The organism is Seonamhaeicola sediminis (assembly GCF_004358095.2).
GTDB classification, from domain to species: domain Bacteria; phylum Bacteroidota; class Bacteroidia; order Flavobacteriales; family Flavobacteriaceae; genus Seonamhaeicola; species Seonamhaeicola sediminis.
Window position 1 is genome coordinate 355,520 of sequence record NZ_SMZJ02000004.1, and the last position, 19,275, is coordinate 374,794.

Annotated in this window: 15 protein-coding genes; 14 read left to right on the forward strand and 1 reads right to left on the reverse strand. The window is 33.4% G+C overall.

All coding sequences use genetic code 11. The features are described 5' to 3' along the window. Positions 1 to 5: 5 nt before the first annotated feature. The 14 genes from E1J38_RS07935 (at position 6) to E1J38_RS08000 (ending at position 17,797) form a co-directional block, all read left to right on the forward strand. The gene (locus E1J38_RS07935) at positions 6 to 212 is read left to right on the forward strand and encodes a GDCCVxC domain-containing (seleno)protein (protein ID WP_120201171.1); all 207 of its coding nucleotides are present in this window, start codon (positions 6 to 8) and stop codon (positions 210 to 212) included. Between the two features lie 10 nt (positions 213 to 222). Then, positions 223 to 2,175: a heavy metal translocating P-type ATPase gene (locus tag E1J38_RS07940; RefSeq protein WP_133355507.1), complete on the forward strand. Its 1,953-nt coding sequence runs from the start codon at positions 223 to 225 to the stop codon at positions 2,173 to 2,175. 71 nt (positions 2,176 to 2,246) lie between these two features. After that, a complete protein-coding gene (locus E1J38_RS07945; protein ID WP_036122971.1) occupies positions 2,247 to 2,660 on the forward strand; it encodes an HYC_CC_PP family protein in 414 nt (137 codons plus the stop codon). A gap of 107 nt (positions 2,661 to 2,767) precedes the next feature. Next, complete coding sequence (locus tag E1J38_RS07950; RefSeq protein WP_133355508.1) at positions 2,768 to 6,472, forward strand: efflux RND transporter permease subunit; 3,705 nt, start codon at positions 2,768 to 2,770, stop codon at positions 6,470 to 6,472. After that, positions 6,472 to 7,707 carry a TolC family protein gene (locus tag E1J38_RS07955; protein ID WP_133355509.1) on the forward strand — a complete coding sequence of 412 codons (1,236 nt, stop codon included), beginning with the start codon at positions 6,472 to 6,474 and terminating at the stop codon, positions 7,705 to 7,707. The genes E1J38_RS07950 and E1J38_RS07955 overlap by 1 nt, the downstream gene beginning before the upstream one ends. 4 nt (positions 7,708 to 7,711) lie before the next feature. Then, a complete protein-coding gene (locus E1J38_RS07960) occupies positions 7,712 to 10,207 on the forward strand; it encodes a heavy metal translocating P-type ATPase (RefSeq protein WP_133355510.1) in 2,496 nt (831 codons plus the stop codon). 4 nt (positions 10,208 to 10,211) lie between these two features. After that, positions 10,212 to 11,003 (forward strand): cation efflux transmembrane domain-containing protein, encoded by a 792-nt coding sequence (locus tag E1J38_RS07965; protein WP_133355511.1) that lies wholly within the window; start codon positions 10,212 to 10,214, stop codon positions 11,001 to 11,003. A gap of 11 nt (positions 11,004 to 11,014) precedes the next feature. After that, positions 11,015 to 12,787 (forward strand): efflux RND transporter periplasmic adaptor subunit, encoded by a 1,773-nt coding sequence (locus E1J38_RS07970; protein WP_133355512.1) that lies wholly within the window; start codon positions 11,015 to 11,017, stop codon positions 12,785 to 12,787. Positions 12,788 to 12,819: 32 nt separating this feature from the next. Next, positions 12,820 to 13,314 carry a heavy-metal-associated domain-containing protein gene (locus E1J38_RS07975; RefSeq protein ID WP_133355513.1) on the forward strand — a complete coding sequence of 165 codons (495 nt, stop codon included), beginning with the start codon at positions 12,820 to 12,822 and terminating at the stop codon, positions 13,312 to 13,314. 1,241 nt (positions 13,315 to 14,555) lie between these two features. Continuing rightward, complete coding sequence (locus tag E1J38_RS07980) at positions 14,556 to 15,029, forward strand: DUF6943 family protein (RefSeq protein ID WP_133355514.1); 474 nt, start codon at positions 14,556 to 14,558, stop codon at positions 15,027 to 15,029. A gap of 88 nt (positions 15,030 to 15,117) precedes the next feature. Then, entirely contained in the window at positions 15,118 to 15,759 is a 642-nt protein-coding gene (locus tag E1J38_RS07985) for a DUF6266 family protein (protein ID WP_133355515.1), read from the forward strand. A 446-nt stretch (positions 15,760 to 16,205) separates the two neighbouring features. Continuing rightward, complete coding sequence (locus E1J38_RS07990; protein WP_133355516.1) at positions 16,206 to 16,598, forward strand: hypothetical protein; 393 nt, start codon at positions 16,206 to 16,208, stop codon at positions 16,596 to 16,598. A 37-nt stretch (positions 16,599 to 16,635) separates the two neighbouring features. After that, on the forward strand, positions 16,636 to 17,022 hold the full coding sequence (locus E1J38_RS07995) for a DUF7670 domain-containing protein (protein ID WP_133355517.1): 387 nt from the start codon (positions 16,636 to 16,638) through the stop codon (positions 17,020 to 17,022). A 541-nt stretch (positions 17,023 to 17,563) separates the two neighbouring features. Beyond that, positions 17,564 to 17,797, forward strand: coding sequence for a two-component regulator propeller domain-containing protein (locus tag E1J38_RS08000; RefSeq protein ID WP_133355518.1), 234 nt, complete (start codon positions 17,564 to 17,566; stop codon positions 17,795 to 17,797). Between the two features lie 392 nt (positions 17,798 to 18,189). Here the strand turns inward: E1J38_RS08000 and E1J38_RS08005 are convergent, their stop codons facing one another. Further along, a complete protein-coding gene (locus E1J38_RS08005; RefSeq protein ID WP_133355519.1) occupies positions 18,190 to 19,206 on the reverse strand; it encodes a LacI family DNA-binding transcriptional regulator in 1,017 nt (338 codons plus the stop codon). Positions 19,207 to 19,275 lie beyond the last annotated feature (69 nt).

The following is a 19,275-nucleotide window of genomic DNA, read 5'->3' on the forward strand; positions in this document are numbered from 1 at the left end:
AATTGATGCAAACTATATTAAAATCTGAAATCACTTGCCCAACCTGTGGTCATAAAAAGGAAGAAGATATGCCAACAAATGCCTGTCAATTCTTTTATGAATGTGAGAAATGTAAAACAGTTTTAAAACCAAACAAAGGAGATTGTTGTGTGTATTGTTCTTATGGTACAGTTCCTTGTCCACCAATTCAACAAAACAAAAGTTGTTGTTAAAACTAACTTGATGAAAAAAAAGAAAATCAATTTAAAAGATTTAAAACCAAATTCAGAAGCACAACATTCTCACGATGATGGTCATAATCACGGTAATGGAAGTGCATTCAAAACATACATTCCTGCTATCATAAGTTTTGTTATGTTAATGGTAGGTATCGCTGTAGATTATTTTGATGCGATTCCTCAATTTCAAGGATGGATTCGAGTAGTTTGGTACACTTTAGCATATATTCCAGTTGGATTTCCTGTAATTAAAGAAGGTTGGAAAAGTCTTATAAAAGGCGATGTTTTTACCGAGTTCTTTTTAATGTCTATTGCCACCATTGGTGCGTTTATCATTGGTGAATATCCTGAAGGTGTGGCAGTAATGCTATTTTATGCAGTAGGAGAATTATTTCAAAACGCAGCAGTTAATAGAGCAAAAGGAAATATTAAAGCCTTATTAGATGTTCGACCAAAAGAAGCCAATGTATTTCGTGATGGTGATTATGTTAGTGTGTCGCCAGAAGCTGTAAATATTGGTGAAAAAATACAAATTCGAGTAGGTGAGAAAATACCGTTAGATGGGATTTTATTATCCGAAAAAGCATCTCTAAACACCGCAGCGTTAACAGGCGAGAGCAAACCAGATTCCATTCAGAAAGAAGCAAAGGTTTACGCAGGTAGTATCAATTTAGAAAGCGTTATTGAAGTTGAGGTAACTAATAAGTTTGAAGATAGTTCTATTGCCAGAATATTAGAATTGGTTCAAAATGCTACTGCACGTAAATCTAAAACAGAATTATTCATTAGACAGTTTGCTCGTATCTACACGCCAATTGTAGTATTCTTGGCTATTGGTGTTATTTTTATACCTTACTTTTTTGTAGATGATTATGCTTTTAGAGATTGGTTATACAGAGCATTAATATTCTTGGTGATTTCTTGTCCTTGTGCGTTAGTGATTTCAATACCATTAGGTTATTTCGGTGGTTTAGGTGTAGCTTCAAAGAATGGTATTTTATTTAAAGGGGCTTCATTTTTAGACGCTATGACCAAGATAAATACATTGGTAATGGACAAAACAGGAACCGTTACCAAAGGTGTATTTAAAATCAAAGAAATAAAAACTATTGGTTGGGATGAATCTGATTTTATGAAGTATTTAATGGCTATGGAAGAACAATCCACGCATCCAATTGCTAAAGCCATTTTAGAGTACAAAGCTGAAGGAGAAGATTTTGAAGCACAAGACGTTTCTGAAATTGCAGGTAAAGGTTTAAAAGGTATAGTAAACGGTAAAACTGTTTTAGTAGGTAACCAAGCCTTAATGACTGCGAATAATATAAATGTTCCATCTGAAACGGAATCTATTGTAGAATCGATAGTATTAGTTGCAATCGATAATCAATTTGCAGGTTATGTAGTCATAGCAGATGAATTAAAGGAAGATGCAAAAGAAACTATTACAGCATTACACAAAGTAGGCATTAAAAATATTATGATGCTTTCCGGTGATAAAGATTCCATCACGCAACAAGTCGCTAAAGAGTTGAATATCGAAAATGCTAAAGGTGGTTTACTTCCAGAAGATAAATTAAACGAAGTTGAATCTTTAAAGAAGAATCCTGAAAATAAAGTAGCTTTTATAGGTGATGGTATTAACGATGCACCTGTTTTAGCATTAAGTAACGTTGGTATTGCGATGGGTGGTTTAGGTAGTGATGTAGCTATTGAAACAGCAGATGTCATTATTCAAACAGACCAACCATCAAAAGTAGTGAGAGCCATTAAAATTAGTCGTTCTACACGCAAAGTAGTTTGGCAGAATATCATTTTAGCGTTTGGAGTTAAAGTTATTGTCTTGATATTAGGAGCAGGTGGTTTAGCCACAATGTGGGAAGCTGTTTTTGCAGATGTAGGAGTAGCATTATTAGCAATTTTAAATGCAGTTCGATTGCAGAAAATGAAATGGGATTAAGCAGATTAATCAATTAAACTTCTGTTAAACAAAATCAATAGTTGTTAAAATTTCGTAACTTCGCAATCAATATGAAGCAGATTTTCCATAAAATAATGTCTTTAGCAATGACTTTTGTAGTGTTATTCTCTACAATGTCATTTACTGTGAATATGCATTATTGTGGAGATACTTTAGTAGAATCTGCTATCTTTCAAAAAGCCAAAGGTTGCGGAATGGAAATGGAAAAGCCTTCAACCGAAGAATGTTCTATTACCAAGAAAAATTGTTGTGATGATAAACAATTAGCAATTGAAGGTCAAGACGAATTACAATTGCAAGTTGACAAAATCACGTTTGAGCAACAAGTATTCATCGCTTCATTTGTTTATACTTACATTAACCTTTTTGAAGGTTTAGACAGTAATGTATCTACCTACGAAGAATACAAACCACCACTCGTCATAAGGCAACTCTACAAGATTGACGAGACATACTTAATTTGATTTTTAAACAATAGACTCTTTTATCCTATGACTGCAATGTCGTAAGGATAATTTACTGTATTCGGTGTTTTTACAACACTATTGTCTAATTGTTTAAAATCAATCATATGCTAAATAAAAGCATCAAATTTTTAATAGAAAACAAACTCGTTGCAGTTTTACTACTTGTCCTTTTTATTGGATGGGGAACTGTTAATGCACCTTTTAATTGGGATACAGGATTTTTGCCAAGTAACCCTGTAGCAGTAGATGCTATTCCCGATATAGGTGAAAATCAACAAATCGTATTTACCAAGTGGGATGGTCGTTCCCCACAAGATATAGAAGACCAAATAACCTATCCATTAACCACATCATTATTGGGTATTCCTGGAGTGAAAACCATTCGTAGTTCCTCTATGTTTGGGTTTTCAAGCATCTATATCATTTTTGAAGAGGATATAGAATTTTACTGGAGCAGAAGTCGTATTCTCGAAAAACTTAATTCCTTACCAAGTGGTTTATTACCCGAAGGTGTTAATCCAGCGTTAGGTCCAGATGCCACAGGATTAGGACAAATATTTTGGTACACACTTGAAGGTCGTGATGAGAACGGTAATGTAACAGGTGGTTGGGATTTACACGAATTACGTAGTATTCAAGATTACTATGTTAAATATGCCTTGTCCTCTGCAAGCGGTGTTTCTGAAGTTGCATCAATTGGTGGTTATGTTCAAGAGTACCAAGTGGATGTAAACCCAGAACTAATGCGTCAATATAACATTGGGTTACATCATATTGTTAAAGCTGTAAAAGAAAGTAATAAGGATATTGGCGCACAAACCTTGGAAATTAACCAAGCAGAATATTTAGTTCGTGGTTTGGGTTATGTTAAATCCATTTCAGACATTGAAAATGCAGTAGTCACTTCAGAAGATTATACTTCAATTAGAATAAAGGATATAGGTAAAGTTTCATTAGGTCCTGCAACAAGACGTGGATTATTAGATAAGGAAGGTGCTGAAGTTGTTGGTGCTGTTGTGGTGGCTCGTTATGGAGCAAACCCAATGGAAGTCATTAATAACGTAAAGGAAAAAATTAATGAATTAAGTGCAGGATTACCTTCAAAAGTATTGGCGGATGGTAGAACTTCCCAAGTAACAATAGTCCCATTTTATGACAGAACAGAACTGATACAAGAAACTTTAGGGACTCTAAATGAAGCATTGACTTTAGAAATCTTAATTACCATTCTTGTCATTATTATTATGGTGTTTAATCTTCGAGCTTCAGTACTAATTTCTGGACTATTACCAGTAGCAGTATTAATGGTATTTATAGCGATGAAGCTATTTGGTGTCGATGCCAATATAGTCGCCTTGTCAGGTATTGCTATTGCTATTGGTACAATGGTCGATGTTGGTGTTATATTATCAGAAAATATAATTCGGCATTTAGATGAAGATGATGGAACACAATCCATTAATACAGTAGTTTACAACGCAACAGCCGAAGTTTCTGGTGCAATCGTAACCGCAGTAATGACTACAATTATAAGTTTCATTCCTGTATTTACAATGATTGGCGCTGAAGGTAAATTGTTCAGACCATTAGCATTCACAAAAACCTTTGCATTAACAGCTTCAATAATTGTAGCATTGTTTTTAATTCCACCTTTTGCAGCGTTTTTATTCAGAAAGAAAAGCATAAAAACGCATTTTAAATATGCTTTAAATGGCGTTTTAATAGTATTAGGGATAATAGCAATAATCTATGGTTATTGGTTAGGATTAATATTGATAGCTTTTGGTATCACAGCATTGTTAAGTACTCAAAATAAAATAACAGAAAAACAATCCAACTTAATTAATATCATAATATGTACATCAGCAATAGTGTTCCTATTAGCGGAATATTGGAGACCTTTAGGAGTTGATAAAAGTATCTTCTGGAACCTCATCTTTGTTGGTGTCATTTGCTTTGGCTTATTGGGTGTTTTCTCATTGTTTATCAGGTATTATACTCGAATTTTAAGATGGTGTTTAGATAATAAATTACTATTTCTTTCAATTCCAACTGCAATTGTCATTGCTGGTTTTTTCATTATGAAAAACACAGGCAAAGAATTTATGCCATCGTTAAATGAAGGTTCTTTTTTATTGATGCCTACTTCTATGCCACATTCTGGTGTAGAAGAAAATAAACGTGTTTTACAGCAGTTAGATATGGCAGTTGCCAGTATTCCTGAAATCGAAACTGTAGTTGGAAAAGCAGGTCGTACAGAATCTGCATTAGACCCAGCACCACTATCAATGTATGAAAATGTTATTCAGTATAAGTCAGAATATATGCTGAATGAAAACCGAGAACGTCAACGCTACAAAGTGAATAATGATGGCTTGTTTGAATTAAAAGATGGTCGATTTATCGCAAATCCAAATAATACAGAAAATGTCACCTTGAGCACAGTCGAAAGGTCTCAACTCATTCCAGACAATAATGGAGAGTTCTATCGAAATTGGAGACCTGAAATACAATCACCAGATGATATTTGGAACGAAATTGTAAAAGTGACCAAATTACCAGGCGTAACGTCTGCACCAAAGCTACAACCTATTGAAACCCGATTGGTAATGTTGCAAACAGGAATGCGAGCACCAATGGGTATTAAAATAAAAGGGCAAGATTTAAAGCAGATTGAAGCGTTTGGAATGCGATTAGAAGATATTTTAAAACAAGCTGAAGGTGTAAAAGATGAAGCTGTTTTTGCAGACCGTATTGTAGGTAAACCCTATTTGTTAATTGATATTGATAGAGAGAAAATTGCTCGTTATGGCGTAACCATTGAGGAAGTTCAAAATGTTTTGAAAGTGGCTGTTGGTGGTATGGTATTAACACAGACAGTAGAAGGTCGTGAGCGTTATGGTGTTAGAGTTCGTTACCCAAGAGAATTAAGAGCAAATCCAACCGATTTAAAACAAATCTATGTGCCTGTTGAAAAAGGAAGCCCTATTCCTTTAAGTGAATTAGCGACTATAAAATATGAACAAGGTCCACAAGTAATTAAAAGTGAAGACACTTTTTTAGTTGGCTATGTGTTATTTGATAAAATGGATGGTTTTGCAGAAGTCAATGTGGTAGAAAATGCACAAACCTTAATTCAAGAAAAGATAGATAATGGCGAATTGGTAGTCCCAAAAGGTATTAATTACCAATTTACGGGAACGTATGAAAACCAATTAAGAGCTGAAAAAACCTTATCGGTTGTTGTGCCTTTGGCATTGGCAATTATCTTTTTAATACTGTATTTCCAATTTCGTTCGGTAGGCACATCATTAATGGTGTTTACAGGTATTGCAGTTGCTTTTGCTGGTGGTTTCTTAATGATTTGGCTCTATGGTCAAGATTGGTTCTTAAACTTCAATGTCTTTGGTGAAAATCTGCGCGATTTATTTCAAATGCACCCCATTAATTTAAGTGTAGCGGTTTGGGTTGGGTTTATTGCACTATTTGGTATCGCAACCGATGATGGAGTTGTAATGGCAACTTATTTAACACAAACATTTGATAGAAATACACCAGAAAATAAAAAAGAAATCAGAGCATCAGTAGTAGAAGCAGGAGAAAAACGTATTAGACCTTGTTTAATGACAACTGCTACTACCATATTGGCATTATTACCAGTATTAACATCTACAGGAAGAGGTAGTGATATTATGATACCTATGGCAATACCAAGTTTTGGTGGAATGTTAATCGCTTTAATAACACTATTTGTAGTCCCTGTTTTATATAGTTGGAAATCAGAAGTTAAACTTAAAAGAACAGTATAATGAAACATATAAAATCACACATAAAGTCAGTCATTTTTCTTTGTTTTTTAATCTTTGTTCTCAAAGGAAATGCGCAACAATTAGATGTGCTCATTAATGAAGCATTAGATAACAATCCTGAAATTCAAAAATTTGAATTGCAGTACAAAAGAGCTTCAGAAAAGGTAAAAGAGGTCAACACCATTCCTAATACCGAATTTGGTGTCGGTTATTTTATAAGTGAGCCAGAAACCCGAACAGGTGCGCAACGCTTTAAGGTGTCAGCAAAACAAATGTTACCGTGGTTTGGTACGATTACTTCACGAGAAAATTATGTGAGTTCATTAGCTGATGCAAAATACGAAGATATTGTTATTGCAAAGCGAAAGTTAGTGGCTTCTGTATCACAATCCTATTACAATCTATATGCTAACAAAGCAAAACAAGAGGTGCTAACCGAAAACATTAAATTATTGGAAACCTATGAAACATTAGCATTAACATCGGTTGAGGTTGGTAAAGCATCTGCAGTAGATGTATTACGATTACAAATGCGTCAAAACGAATTGCAACAACTTAAAGATGTATTGCACCAACAATTTTTAGCAGAACAGACCAAATTCAATAACCTATTGAATAGGGAAAATGATGTTACAGTCTACGTGGTAGATAGCTTAATTATACCTTCAGAAGATTTTGAAATCAATACTGAAAATATAGCATTACATCCCGAATTACTTAAATATGATAAACTTTATCAATCCATAGAACAATCAGAATTGTTGAACCAAAAAGAAAGCAGTCCTATGATAGGTTTTGGGTTAGATTATATCAATGTTTCTGAAAGACCCAATATGGATTTTAGTGATAACGGAAAGGATATTGTTATGCCAATGGTTTCGGTATCTATCCCAATTTTTAATAAGAAATATAAATCCCAAACCAAACAAAATGATTTGCAACAGCAGGAAATTACTGCTCAAAAACAGGAACGTTTAAATGCATTGGAAACGCTTTTAGACAAAGCGAATAACGAACGCATTTCTGCAAGAATAAGTTATGCTACCCAAACCAAAAACCTACAGCAAGCCAAAGATGCAGAAGACATTTTAATCAAAAGCTATGAAACAGGAACGATTGATTTTAATGATGTTTTGGATATTCAAGAGTTGCAGCTAAAGTTTCAAATGAACCAAATAGAATCTGTGAAGACCTACTATGTGCAAAGTACAATCATTAATTATTTAATTCAGTAAAACAATGACACACACATATCACATACACGGAATGACCTGCAACGGTTGTCGCAGTCACGTTGAGGAAACGCTCTCTAAAGTAGGAGGTGTTTCAAAAGCAACAGTCGATTTAGATAAGGCAGAAGCTAACATAGAAATGGAATCACATATTCCCATAGAAACATTTCAAGAAGCCTTAAAAAAGGATGGTGGTACATATAGCATTCATAAACAAGGTGAACACCATCAGCATTCAGAAGCTAAAAAGGAAAAGCAACCTAAAGGTACAGGCACATTTTATTGTCCTATGCATTGCGAAGGCGATAAAATCTATAACAAACCAGGTGATTGTCCTGTTTGCGGAATGGATTTGGTGGAAGAACAAAATCTATCAGCAACTTCAAAGGAACAATGGACGTGTCCGATGCATCCAGAAATTGTAAAAGAAGAAGCAGGTTCGTGTCCTATTTGTGGGATGGATTTAGTGCCAATGGAAGCAGATAGTTCAGCAGAAGAAAAAACGTATAAAAAGCTATTAAAGAAATTTTGGATTGCCACAGCATTTACCTTGCCCATTTTCTTAATGGCTATGAGCGAAATGCTCAATAACAATCCGTTGTACGATATAATGGAACAGAAATATTGGAACTGGATTCAGTTTGCATTATCAATTCCAGTAGTGTTTTATGCCACTTGGATGTTCTTTGAACGTGCCTATAAAAGCATTAAGACTTGGAATCTCAATATGTTTACACTTATTGGGATTGGTGCAGGTGTGGCGTGGTCGTTTAGTGTTTTTGGTATGTTCTTTCCAGACGTATTTCCAAGTCAATTTAAAACAGAATCAGGTGCAGTTCACGTCTATTTTGAAGCAGCAACTGTGATTTTAACGTTAGTGCTTTTAGGTCAATTGTTAGAAGCTCGTGCACATAGTAAAACCAATTCGGCAGTAAAAGAACTGTTGAAATTAGCACCTAATAAAGCCATAAAAATAGTAGATGGTGAAGAAGTTGAAGTCAGTATTGACGAGATAGAACTTAATGATATTCTAAAAGTGAAACCAGGAGATAAAATTCCTGTGGATGGTGTGATAACTGAAGGCGAAACAACTATTGATGAATCTATGATTACAGGCGAACCTATTCCTGTAAACAAATCTCAAGAAGATAAAGTAAGTAGCGGAACCATTAATGGGAATCAATCCTTTTTAATGAAAGCAGAAAAGGTAGGAAGTGACACTTTATTATCACAAATCATTCATATGGTTAATGATGCCAGTAGAAGTCGTGCACCTATTCAAAATTTAGCAGATAAAGTTTCAGGCTATTTTGTGCCAGTTGTAGTTCTTATTTCTATTATCACATTTATTGTATGGTCTATTTGGGGACCAGAACCAGTTTATGTGTATGCGTTTGTCAATGCAATTGCAGTACTAATCATTGCTTGTCCTTGTGCTTTAGGTTTAGCAACACCAATGTCTGTAATGGTTGGTGTGGGTAAAGGTGCTCAAAATGGTGTATTGATTAAAAATGCTGAAGCTCTTGAAAAAATGGATAAGGTAAATACGCTTATCGTTGACAAGACAGGAACAATTACCGAAGGAAAACCAACAGTTGAAACCGTTGGAGCTTTTAATGATGCTTTAAGCGAAAAAGAAGTGTTACAATACATCGTGTCATTAAATACAAATAGCGAACATCCTTTGGCAGAAGCGACAGTTAAATATGGCAAAGAACACAACGCAGAAATTTTAAAGTCCGAAGATTTTAGTGCTGTTACAGGAAAAGGTGTTGAAGCTAAAATTGATGGAAAAAATGTAGCATTAGGTAATCCTAAAATGATGGAATATGCTAAAGCGGATATTACTTCTAAAATGAAAGACGAAGCTAAATCTTACCAAGAACAGGGTAAAACAGTTTCTTATTTGTCAATAGATGAAACCGTAGTTGGATATGTAGTTATAGGCGATAAAATAAAAGAAACAAGTGCTAAAGCCATTAAAGCACTTCAAGATAAAGGGATAGATGTAATAATGCTAACAGGTGATAATCACAATACAGCACAAGCAGTAGCATCAGAACTAAATCTTGCAGATTTTAAAGCCAGTATGCTACCAGAAGACAAACTCAAAGAAGTAGAGAAACTACAAAAAAATGGAAAAGTAGTTGCTATGGCAGGTGATGGCATTAATGATGCACCAGCATTGGCAAAAAGTGATGTAGGTATTGCAATGGGTACGGGAACAGATGTAGCGATAGAAAGTGCTATGATAACACTCGTAAAAGGCGATTTACACGGTATTGTAAAAGCAAAAAATTTAAGTAATGCTGTAATGAAGAACATTAAGCAGAACCTATTTTTTGCACTTATTTATAACACTTTAGGTGTGCCTATTGCAGCAGGTGTGTTGTTTCCATTCTTTGGAATATTGCTCTCGCCAATGATAGCAGCTTTAGCAATGAGTTTTAGTTCGGTTTCGGTAATAGGTAACGCACTACGATTAAGAACAAAAAACATTTAATTATATGCAGAAAACAGTTTTTAAAATATCAAAAATGGATTGTCCTTCTGAAGAAAATCTAATCAAGATGAAGCTATCTGATATAGATGGTATTAAACAACTTGATTTTAATTTAGAAGAAAGAATCTTAACATTATATCATAATGCTGATGTGAATATAATCAGTAATTCTATAAAAGAATTAAAACTTAATGAAACATTAATCAGTTCAGAAGAAACAAACCTAATCATTACTGAATCTACGAGGAATGAATCCAAACTATTGTGGTCAGTTCTAATAATCAATTTTGCATTTTTTATTGTTGAAATAAGTACTGGTCTTATTTCAAAATCGATGGGATTAATTGCGGATAGTTTAGATATGTTGGCAGATTCATTTGTTTATGGATTGAGTTTAATAGCGGTTGGTGGTACAGTTTTAAAAAAGAAACGTATTGCAAAATATGCAGGCTATTTTCAGATAGTACTTGCCACAATAGGTATTGTTGAGGTTATCCGAAGATTTTTAGGATTTGAGACATTACCTGTATTCTCAACAATGATTATCGTTTCAATATTTGCTTTAATAGCTAATGGTATCTGTCTTTATTTATTACAAAAATCAAAAAGTAATGAAGCGCATATGCGTGCAAGTATGATTTTCACATCAAACGATATTATAATAAATCTCGGAGTAATTGTAGCAGGTGTTTTAGTTCATTGGCTAAATACTGGATTACCAGATTTAATCATAGGAATAATAGTTTTTGGTTTAGTTATACAAGGAGCATTCAGAATATTAAAATTAAGTAAATAAAAAAATGTAAAATGAAAAAATATATAGTTTATATCGGAATATTGGCTTTAGGGCTACTTTTAGGTTGGGTAATTTTTGGTAAATCATCAAATGAAGAAATAGACCATAATCACGATGCGGTTGCAGCAACCAATCAAATGTGGACGTGTTCTATGCATCCACAGATTATGCAACCAGAGCCAGGCGACTGCCCCATTTGTGGTATGGATTTAATTCCTGCGGAAAGCGGAAGTGATGGCTTAATGGCAGACCAATTTAAACTAACAGAAAATGCGATGGCATTAGCCAATATTCAAACAACTGTTGTAGGCAAGGGAAATGTTGAAGGCAACACCATAAAGTTATCTGGTAAAATTGCTGAAAACGAAGAAGCCAATGCAGTACAGGTAAGTTATTTCGCTGGAAGAATTGAACGTTTGAATGTGAGTTTTACAGGCGAAGAAGTTCGTAAAGGTCAATTATTGGCAACCATTTATTCGCCAGAACTCTATGCAGCACAACAAGAATTAATCACAGCAGCTTCTTTAAAAGCATCGCAACCTGCTTTATACAAAGCAGTCCGTAATAAATTGAAATTATGGAAACTCTCTGAAAATCAAATCAACCAGATTGAAGAAACAGGAAAAGTAAAAGAAAACTTTCCTGTTTATGCAACCGTTTCGGGTACTGTTACAGAAAAATTGGTAGAGCAAGGCGATTACATCAAACAAGGACAACCCTTATTAAAAATTGCCAATCTCAACACAGTTTGGGGAAACTTTGATGTGTATGAAAATCAGATTGACCGCTTTAAAAAAGGACAGGAAGTGATGATAACAACCAATGCTTATCCTAATAAAGAGTTTAAAGGTAAAGTTGATTTCATTGACCCAGTTTTAAACACGAAAACAAGAACTGTAACCTTACGTGTTGTTTTAAGCAATAAGGACGATGTATTTAAACCAGGAATGTTTGTAACCGCAAATATTGAAGGCAGTACAGCTAAAAATGATGAAGTATTATCAATTCCTGCATCTTCTGTATTATGGACAGGTGAACGTTCTGTGGTGTACCTTAAAACAAATCCAGACCAACCTATTTTTGAAATGCGTGAAATTAAATTAGGCAATCAAATTGGTAATGAATATGAAGTTGTAGAAGGTTTATTTGTTGGAAATGAAATAGTGACTAACGGAACATTTACGGTTGATGCAGCAGCACAATTACAAGGCAAAAAGTCTATGATGAATAAAGATGGTGGTAAAGTAATGACTGGACACGAAGGTCATTTAGGTATGGATAACAATGCATCTAACAAAGAAAGTGACCACACTAATATGAATGAGCGTTTGGAAGTATCAGAGAAATTTCAACAACAGTTAAATAGTGTTTACAATGCGTATATCAATTTAAAAGATGCTTTAGTAAAAGAAGATTCAATAAGTACTTCAGCAAACGCAACAACTTTATTAAATAAATTGAACAAAGTAGATATGAAATTGTTGTCAGATAATAAGGCGCATAACCATTGGATGTCATTAGAAGGCGAAATAAAATCTTCTGCAACTTCAATTTCTGAAACGTCCGATATAAAATCACAAAGAGACCATTTTAAACATTTATCATCACATCTAATCAATGCTGTACAACTATTTGGTATCAATGAAAAGGTCTATGTAGAATTTTGTCCAATGGCAGATAACAATAATGGTGCTTATTGGTTAAGCAAAGAAGAAAAAGTAATCAATCCATATTTTGGCGAAGCAATGCTAACCTGTGGTGAAGTAAAACAAGTAATAGAATAATAAATCAAGTAATAACAATTAAATTTTAAACAATGAATTTTTCAAAGAAAAATCACGAACACAAAAACAAAAATGTAATCGACGTGAGTAAAAAAGTAATTTTAAGTGTAGCTGTAATAGCAGCATTAGGTTTAACAAGTTGTAAAAACGAAACCAAAAAAGAAACAGAAACCACAACTACTGAAATGTCAAAAGATATGGCAATGACAGACCTGTCTTTTGGTGTAAGAGGAAATTGCGGAATGTGTAAAAGCACAATCGAAAAAGCAGCTAACGGTGTTGAAGGTGTAGCAAGTGCTAATTGGGATGTCGATAAAAAGAAGATTGATGTGTCTTTTGATGATACAAAAACCGATGCAATGGCAATCCATAAAGCAATCGCAGCTTCAGGATATGATACCGAAAAAGTAGCAGGTGATGAAGAAGCATATGATGGTTTACCAGGTTGTTGTAAATACGACCACGAAATGATGATGAATCAATCTGGTGAAGAAAAAAGTGATGACCATTCAAATCACGACCATTAGGTCAATAATGAAAGAGTCTTTTTCGGAAGGCTCTTTTTTATTCCCCACAACCCAAAACCCAGTTTTTTCGCTTGCCTTGGCTTGAGCCTGTCGAAAGCTCAAAATCCTCTGTCTTTTGTGTTGTTCCGCGCGCCAATGCATAATTGGTTTTATGTCATAATACTTGTATCTAAAGCTATAATGGCACATTGCTTGTTTTATTTAAACGTCGTTATTTTATAAAATTGGTACAATAAAAAAGCAAAGAGCCATTGCCAACGCACAAACAACTATTACGCCACAAAACCAATCCCAAGCTATGTTACATAATAGAAGTTATAGGAGCAAAAATCCTTTCAGAGGTTGCCTACGGCTTGTTATTATATTTTCGTCGCTATAACTGCTATTATGTAAAATATCCACTCACCATCCGCACAAATCGGAACTAAAATTAAACTGTGCATATTCACGAGTACATTAATTTAAAATAAAAATGAAACGAGCTAAATATCCGCTCATCCAACGCTCACATCCGAACATTTAACTATATTTTGAACTATTATTAAACAGTAGAAAGTTTAAGTTAATTATAATATTAGTTATCTCATTCAACTGCACAAAACCATCGTTAAGTCCAAGTATTCCTTACCTCAAGTCTTTGTTTGTTTCATTTCGCTAACAAATATAAAAGTCCACTTTTCCCCACCACCCAAGAAATAGGATATAAAAAAATAGGTTTACAATATTTATAGTACGCCATAGCACATTACTTTTTATCGCTCGCCTTGTCTCGAGCGCCAGTCGAGAGGTCAAAAAAGTAATAAGCTATTGTCTAAAAGTCCTGTATAAGTAGCTTGTTTAAATGCTGTTTTATCAAACAACTATTTAAAATTCTACCCATACAAACGCTTCATCCACCGCTCAATGCGTTTAGTAAACCTATTTTTTTAAGAGTTAATTCCCCAGAAAATTTAAAAGCAAATTGAATCAAGTTTAAACCAATTTGAAATATTAAAATAAAAAAAGATGGCAAATATATGTGGCTACCTTTGCCAACCGCACAAGGCTATAAAGGTCAAGCCCTACGGGTTTTGAAAAAAATCTCCACCCCAATATTATTTAAAAAAGAGGGTAGTATTTTTTCCAAAAACCTTGACAGCCTTATCCACGCCACAAGAACATACGGCTTTCTTTTTTTATTGTTTTTCTTTTAAAAAATTAATGGTGCGAAGCGTAGCGAAGCAATTTTAAATTGGATAGCTATGTCAACTTTTGAACTAAAAACACACCAAATAGGAAGAATCTACTCGCAACCTCATTTTTTTATCCTGAACAAAGGGCAAAACAGCGGAAAGCCTTTAATAAATCCCTGTCCTAATTGCTTTGTGGTAACTGTACCAACAGAAGAAGAAAAAAACACCCTTTATCATTTATCAATGATGCTACAAATAGGTGGTTTCTATGCGTATCATCTAAAAGGTAGTGTTATTCCATTCATTTCTGTAAATGATTGCAGAAACACGCTTAAAGATGGTTACAATTCTATGCTAATTGAATTTGAAGAATTACAAAAGCATATTAACATAGTGTCAGCAATTAGCAAAAAAGAAGCAGAATTGCAAAAAGTCATTTTAAAAATGGAACATTTAAAGGTGTCATATATTCAAAGTTTATTTTCTAAAAAGCAAAATCGGGCAACAAAGGGCAACAAAAACCTAATCAATCTATTAGCATAGTATTTGCCATATATTACCTGTGTTGGTAAAAGACCATACCAAGTCCGTACCAACTTCGAATAAGTAATAATTTTAAATTTTATATGTTATGGGTGTAATTTCACAAGGAATCCTGGGCGGTGTATCAGGAAAAGTAGGAAACGTAGTCGGTGCTTCTTGGAAAGGTATTGACTATTTGAGAATCAAACCCTCAAGCGTGGCAAATCCACGTACAGAGGGGCAAGTTAACCAAAGAAACAAGTTTACGGTTACTTTGGAGTATCTTCAACCGAATTTAGGCTTTATCCAAAAGGGATATAAGTCTTATGCGGTGCAAAAAACAGAGTTTAATGCTGCAATGTCTTATGTATTGAATAATGCTATTACAGGAGCTGCACCAAACTTTACTGTAGATTATGCTTTAGCTTTATTAAGTAGAGGTAACTTATCAGGAGCATTAAACCCTGCAACAGATTTAGCAACTGCTGGACAAGTTGAGTTTACTTGGGATGATAACTCTGCTGAAGGTAATGCAAATGCAACCGATAAAGCAATGGTGTTAGTTTACAATCCAAGTAAAAAAGAATCAATGTATATTCTTGATGGTGCTGATAGAACTGTAGGATCACAAATCATTACAATTCCAAGTACATACGCAGGAGATACTGTTGAGCTTTTTATGGCATTTACTACTGCTGATGGTAGTGTTGTGTCAAACAGCGTTTATTTAGGCTCTGGAACAGCTAATTAACGGTTGATGTTTTTATGTATGAAACCACTCTTTATGAGTGGTTTTTTTATGCTATATTCGTAATTGGATTTATTAATAATTGCCCTTAATTTATCCTTTTTAGGTGTTTTTTGTATCCTATTTGTTGCCCAAATGTTCTAACCCTAATAAATACAAGGAAAATTACATATTGTATTGGGAAGTAACTATCGCAAAGCAAAAAAATACAAAACATATTGAAAAGCACAAATAACCCCATTATTAAGGACTTTCTAATAATTGTGGTTATTATTTAATGCTTATTTATTGTATTCAAGATTACATAAAAATACTCCATAAAATTAAATAGACATACATCCGCAGAACTCTAAAACGCTCTAATTGATCTATGTATAGGCCTTAAACAAATATTCCTCATTGTAAATTAATTGTTATGCAATTACATTTATTGATAATAGAACGCAGTTATGAAAGCAATAAAAACACATTTAAAAGCAGTTGCAGTATTCTTCTCAATCCTAATCTTCTTTCAAGGCTGTACGGTTTATAAATCTGCCAATGTAACACTTGATGAAGCCGCAGAGGCAAATACTAAAGTTAGAATTAAAACTATTGATAATAAATCTTTTAGGTTTGATAAAATTGAAGTTATAAAGAATAAAATTTTTGGTATTAACATAAATAGTGGAGAAAGGAGTATAGTCTCAATTAAAAAAGATAATATAGATAAAATTCAAGTTAAAGATAAAACAGGATCAACCATTGTTTCCATTGCAGTTCCTTTAGTTTTAGGAGTAGTTATGTTAGGAATAATAGTTAATGAAAGTTTAAACAATATGAGCTTTGATTTATCAAATTAGAATAAAATAATATTGTATCCATTATAATCTGGATTAAATGAAAACAAGCATTAAAGTAATTAGTTGGTTACCTAGAATTATTTGCATATTTGCTATTGTGTTTATAAGTATATTAGCACTTGATGCTTTTAATCCTGAAAGAACTCTCTTGCAACAGATTGGTGATTTTCTCATGCATCTCATTCCTTCTTTTGTATTAATCATCTTTCTCATCGTTGCATGGAAACGAGAACTTATAGGTGGTATAATATTTACAATAATTGGTCTTGGGTTTAGCCCTTTTATTTTCATGCATAATTACAGGATGAACCAATCTATTTGGATGAGTCTTTTAATTATTCTTCTCATTGCCATACCATTTGTCATTGTGGGAATTCTTTTTATAGTGAGTCATAAAATGAAGAAAAAAAATCCATCTTTTTAACTTAAAAATTAAGTAAAATTAAAACAACGATCGTAATAGTTCGATTTGCTTATTATACAAATTATCTGTTAGTTTATATTTACAATAGGGTATATTCAGGTTAATTTTTTAATAAAAACAGAAGCATTAATGATTTTGACAATTTTTAAACCAATACTGAAAGTTATCTAACCTGAAATAAGAATTTCTTACTTAACTTGATAGAATATATAATTTATTATATTGTAGCAACTTGATATTAAAATTTAAAAATGAACAAATTTCAAAAAGTCATATTCCTAATTATCGTACTTCTTGTAACTTTTTGTGCATACATCCAAGATAGTATAGAATTTCAGCAATTAACCGGAGATAATGTTTCTACACAAAGTATTACTTAGGCGATAGCCCAAGACAGTTTAGGGAATTTATGGATAGCTTCTGAAGAAGGTGTTCTAAAACATAATTCTAAATATTATTAAGTTTACAATACTTATAGCGGATTACCAGAAATTATAAGTAATCGTACTACCGAAGTTTTTATTGATTCCAAACAGCGAATTTGGATTGGATTAGAAAAGGTATTGGTCTTTATGATGAAGATTTAGTATATAAGGTATACTCATTATTTAGGGATAGCAGGGGCAATATTTGGGTAGGCGGTATGGATGCCAATTTAGCTGTAATTGATAAACAAGATAATATTTCCTATTACCCTATTCAACAGATAAAATCAATTTATCAAAGTAAAGACGGTCATATTTTAACTACTGGTCGTTTTTTTTTTTTTTGGTAAAATTAATCCAAAGACCAAAGAATTTGAGTCTATCGAAGCTTTAAAACCAGCTATTAATAAGCTTTCTTATGCTACATAAGCAATTTAGTAGAGAGTCAAGAATATTTAATATTGGCTACCAATAGTGGTTTTATAAGCGTATTAGTTATGGGGAGGATTAGATTCAGTTTAAATAGCAAGCAATATTAAAATTTATTAAAAAACCCGTTGTGCATTTTAATTAAACTCTGTCAATTCGAGTGGATTTCACGATTGAAATGAGTGAAATTTGTATCAAGAATTAAGGGTTTTGTAAGAAAAAAGCTCTCGATACAATTTTTCGTTCCTCAAAATCACTCGAACTGACATTAATTTCGTTTGAATGTTTCAAAATGCACAACGGGTTAAAAACTCTATTTAAGCTTGTTTTTATTGGTGGAGTTTCTGATAACCAAGTTAGATTTTAAAATCTTTTGGGTATAGTCGATGCTGGGGGTTTGTATTCTATCAAAAATTAATTTGGCTGCTTCATAACCCATTTTGAAAGAAGGTTGATTAATGCTTGTTAATGAAGGTTCTAAAAGTTCATCAACAGGCTCATTGTTAAAACCAATAATAGCCAAATCTTCAGGGATACTTAACCCTCTTTCTTTGGCTGCTAACATGGTGGAAATGGCAACCTGATCACTAAAAGCAATAATACCGTCAGGAGGGTTGGGTGAATACAATAGCTTTCTGGCTGCGCTTAAATTACTCTCTTTTGAAAAATTACAATACTCAATATATTCAACGCTTATACCAGCGTCAAGCAATGCTTGTTGGTAGCCTAATAAACGCGTATTACTTATTTGTAGCTTTTTAGGGCCACCAATATAGGCTATGTTTTTACAACCTATAGAAATGAGATGTTCAGTAGCATCATATGATGCTTTAAAATTATCAATAACCACTTTATCAGTCTCTACTTCGTCGCATTGCCTATTAAACAAAACCAATGGAATGTTTTTTTTCTTGAGTTCCAGAAAATGATCAAATTGTTTAGTCTCTCCAGCAAGAGATACTATTAATCCAGAAACACCTGTTTCAATGAGCTCTTTAGTTAAGCTTTCTTCACGTTCGAAAGATTCATTGGATTGACAAATAACTAGATGCATACCGTTTTCTTCGGCAACTTTTTCAATACCACTTATAGCCATAGCGTATAAATGATAACCTATTTTAGGTACAATAACACCTATAGCATTAAGCTTTTTAGGAGTAATAGTTTCAGGAAATTTTTTGTCGAAGTAATTTAATTCGTAAGCAAGGTCGATGACTTTCTTTCTCACCGTTTCACTAATTCTAGGATTATCTTGAAGCGCCCTGGAAACTGTAGAGGTAGAAATTCCTAAACTATTAGCAATATCTTGTAAAGTGGTTTTCTTTTTCACAAAGTTAATTTAATTGGACTCAAAATTAAGTAATTATGAATTTAATGCAAAAAATTGCGCAAATATTTT

Coding starts and splice junctions, on each gene's coding strand:
- E1J38_RS07945 (WP_036122971.1), top strand. CDS start 2,247: ATGAAGCAGATTTTCCATAAAATAATGTCTTTAGCAATGACTTTTGTA.
- E1J38_RS07940 (WP_133355507.1), top strand. CDS start 223: ATGAAAAAAAAGAAAATCAATTTAAAAGATTTAAAACCAAATTCAGAA.
- E1J38_RS07970 (WP_133355512.1), top strand. CDS start 11,015: ATGAAAAAATATATAGTTTATATCGGAATATTGGCTTTAGGGCTACTT.
- E1J38_RS07935 (WP_120201171.1), top strand. CDS start 6: ATGCAAACTATATTAAAATCTGAAATCACTTGCCCAACCTGTGGTCAT.
- E1J38_RS07950 (WP_133355508.1), top strand. CDS start 2,768: ATGCTAAATAAAAGCATCAAATTTTTAATAGAAAACAAACTCGTTGCA.
- E1J38_RS07965 (WP_133355511.1), top strand. CDS start 10,212: ATGCAGAAAACAGTTTTTAAAATATCAAAAATGGATTGTCCTTCTGAA.
- E1J38_RS07995 (WP_133355517.1), top strand. CDS start 16,636: ATGAAAACAAGCATTAAAGTAATTAGTTGGTTACCTAGAATTATTTGC.
- E1J38_RS07975 (WP_133355513.1), top strand. CDS start 12,820: ATGAATTTTTCAAAGAAAAATCACGAACACAAAAACAAAAATGTAATC.
- E1J38_RS07960 (WP_133355510.1), top strand. CDS start 7,712: ATGACACACACATATCACATACACGGAATGACCTGCAACGGTTGTCGC.
- E1J38_RS07955 (WP_133355509.1), top strand. CDS start 6,472: ATGAAACATATAAAATCACACATAAAGTCAGTCATTTTTCTTTGTTTT.
- E1J38_RS07990 (WP_133355516.1), top strand. CDS start 16,206: ATGAAAGCAATAAAAACACATTTAAAAGCAGTTGCAGTATTCTTCTCA.
- E1J38_RS07985 (WP_133355515.1), top strand. CDS start 15,118: ATGGGTGTAATTTCACAAGGAATCCTGGGCGGTGTATCAGGAAAAGTA.
- E1J38_RS07980 (WP_133355514.1), top strand. CDS start 14,556: ATGTCAACTTTTGAACTAAAAACACACCAAATAGGAAGAATCTACTCG.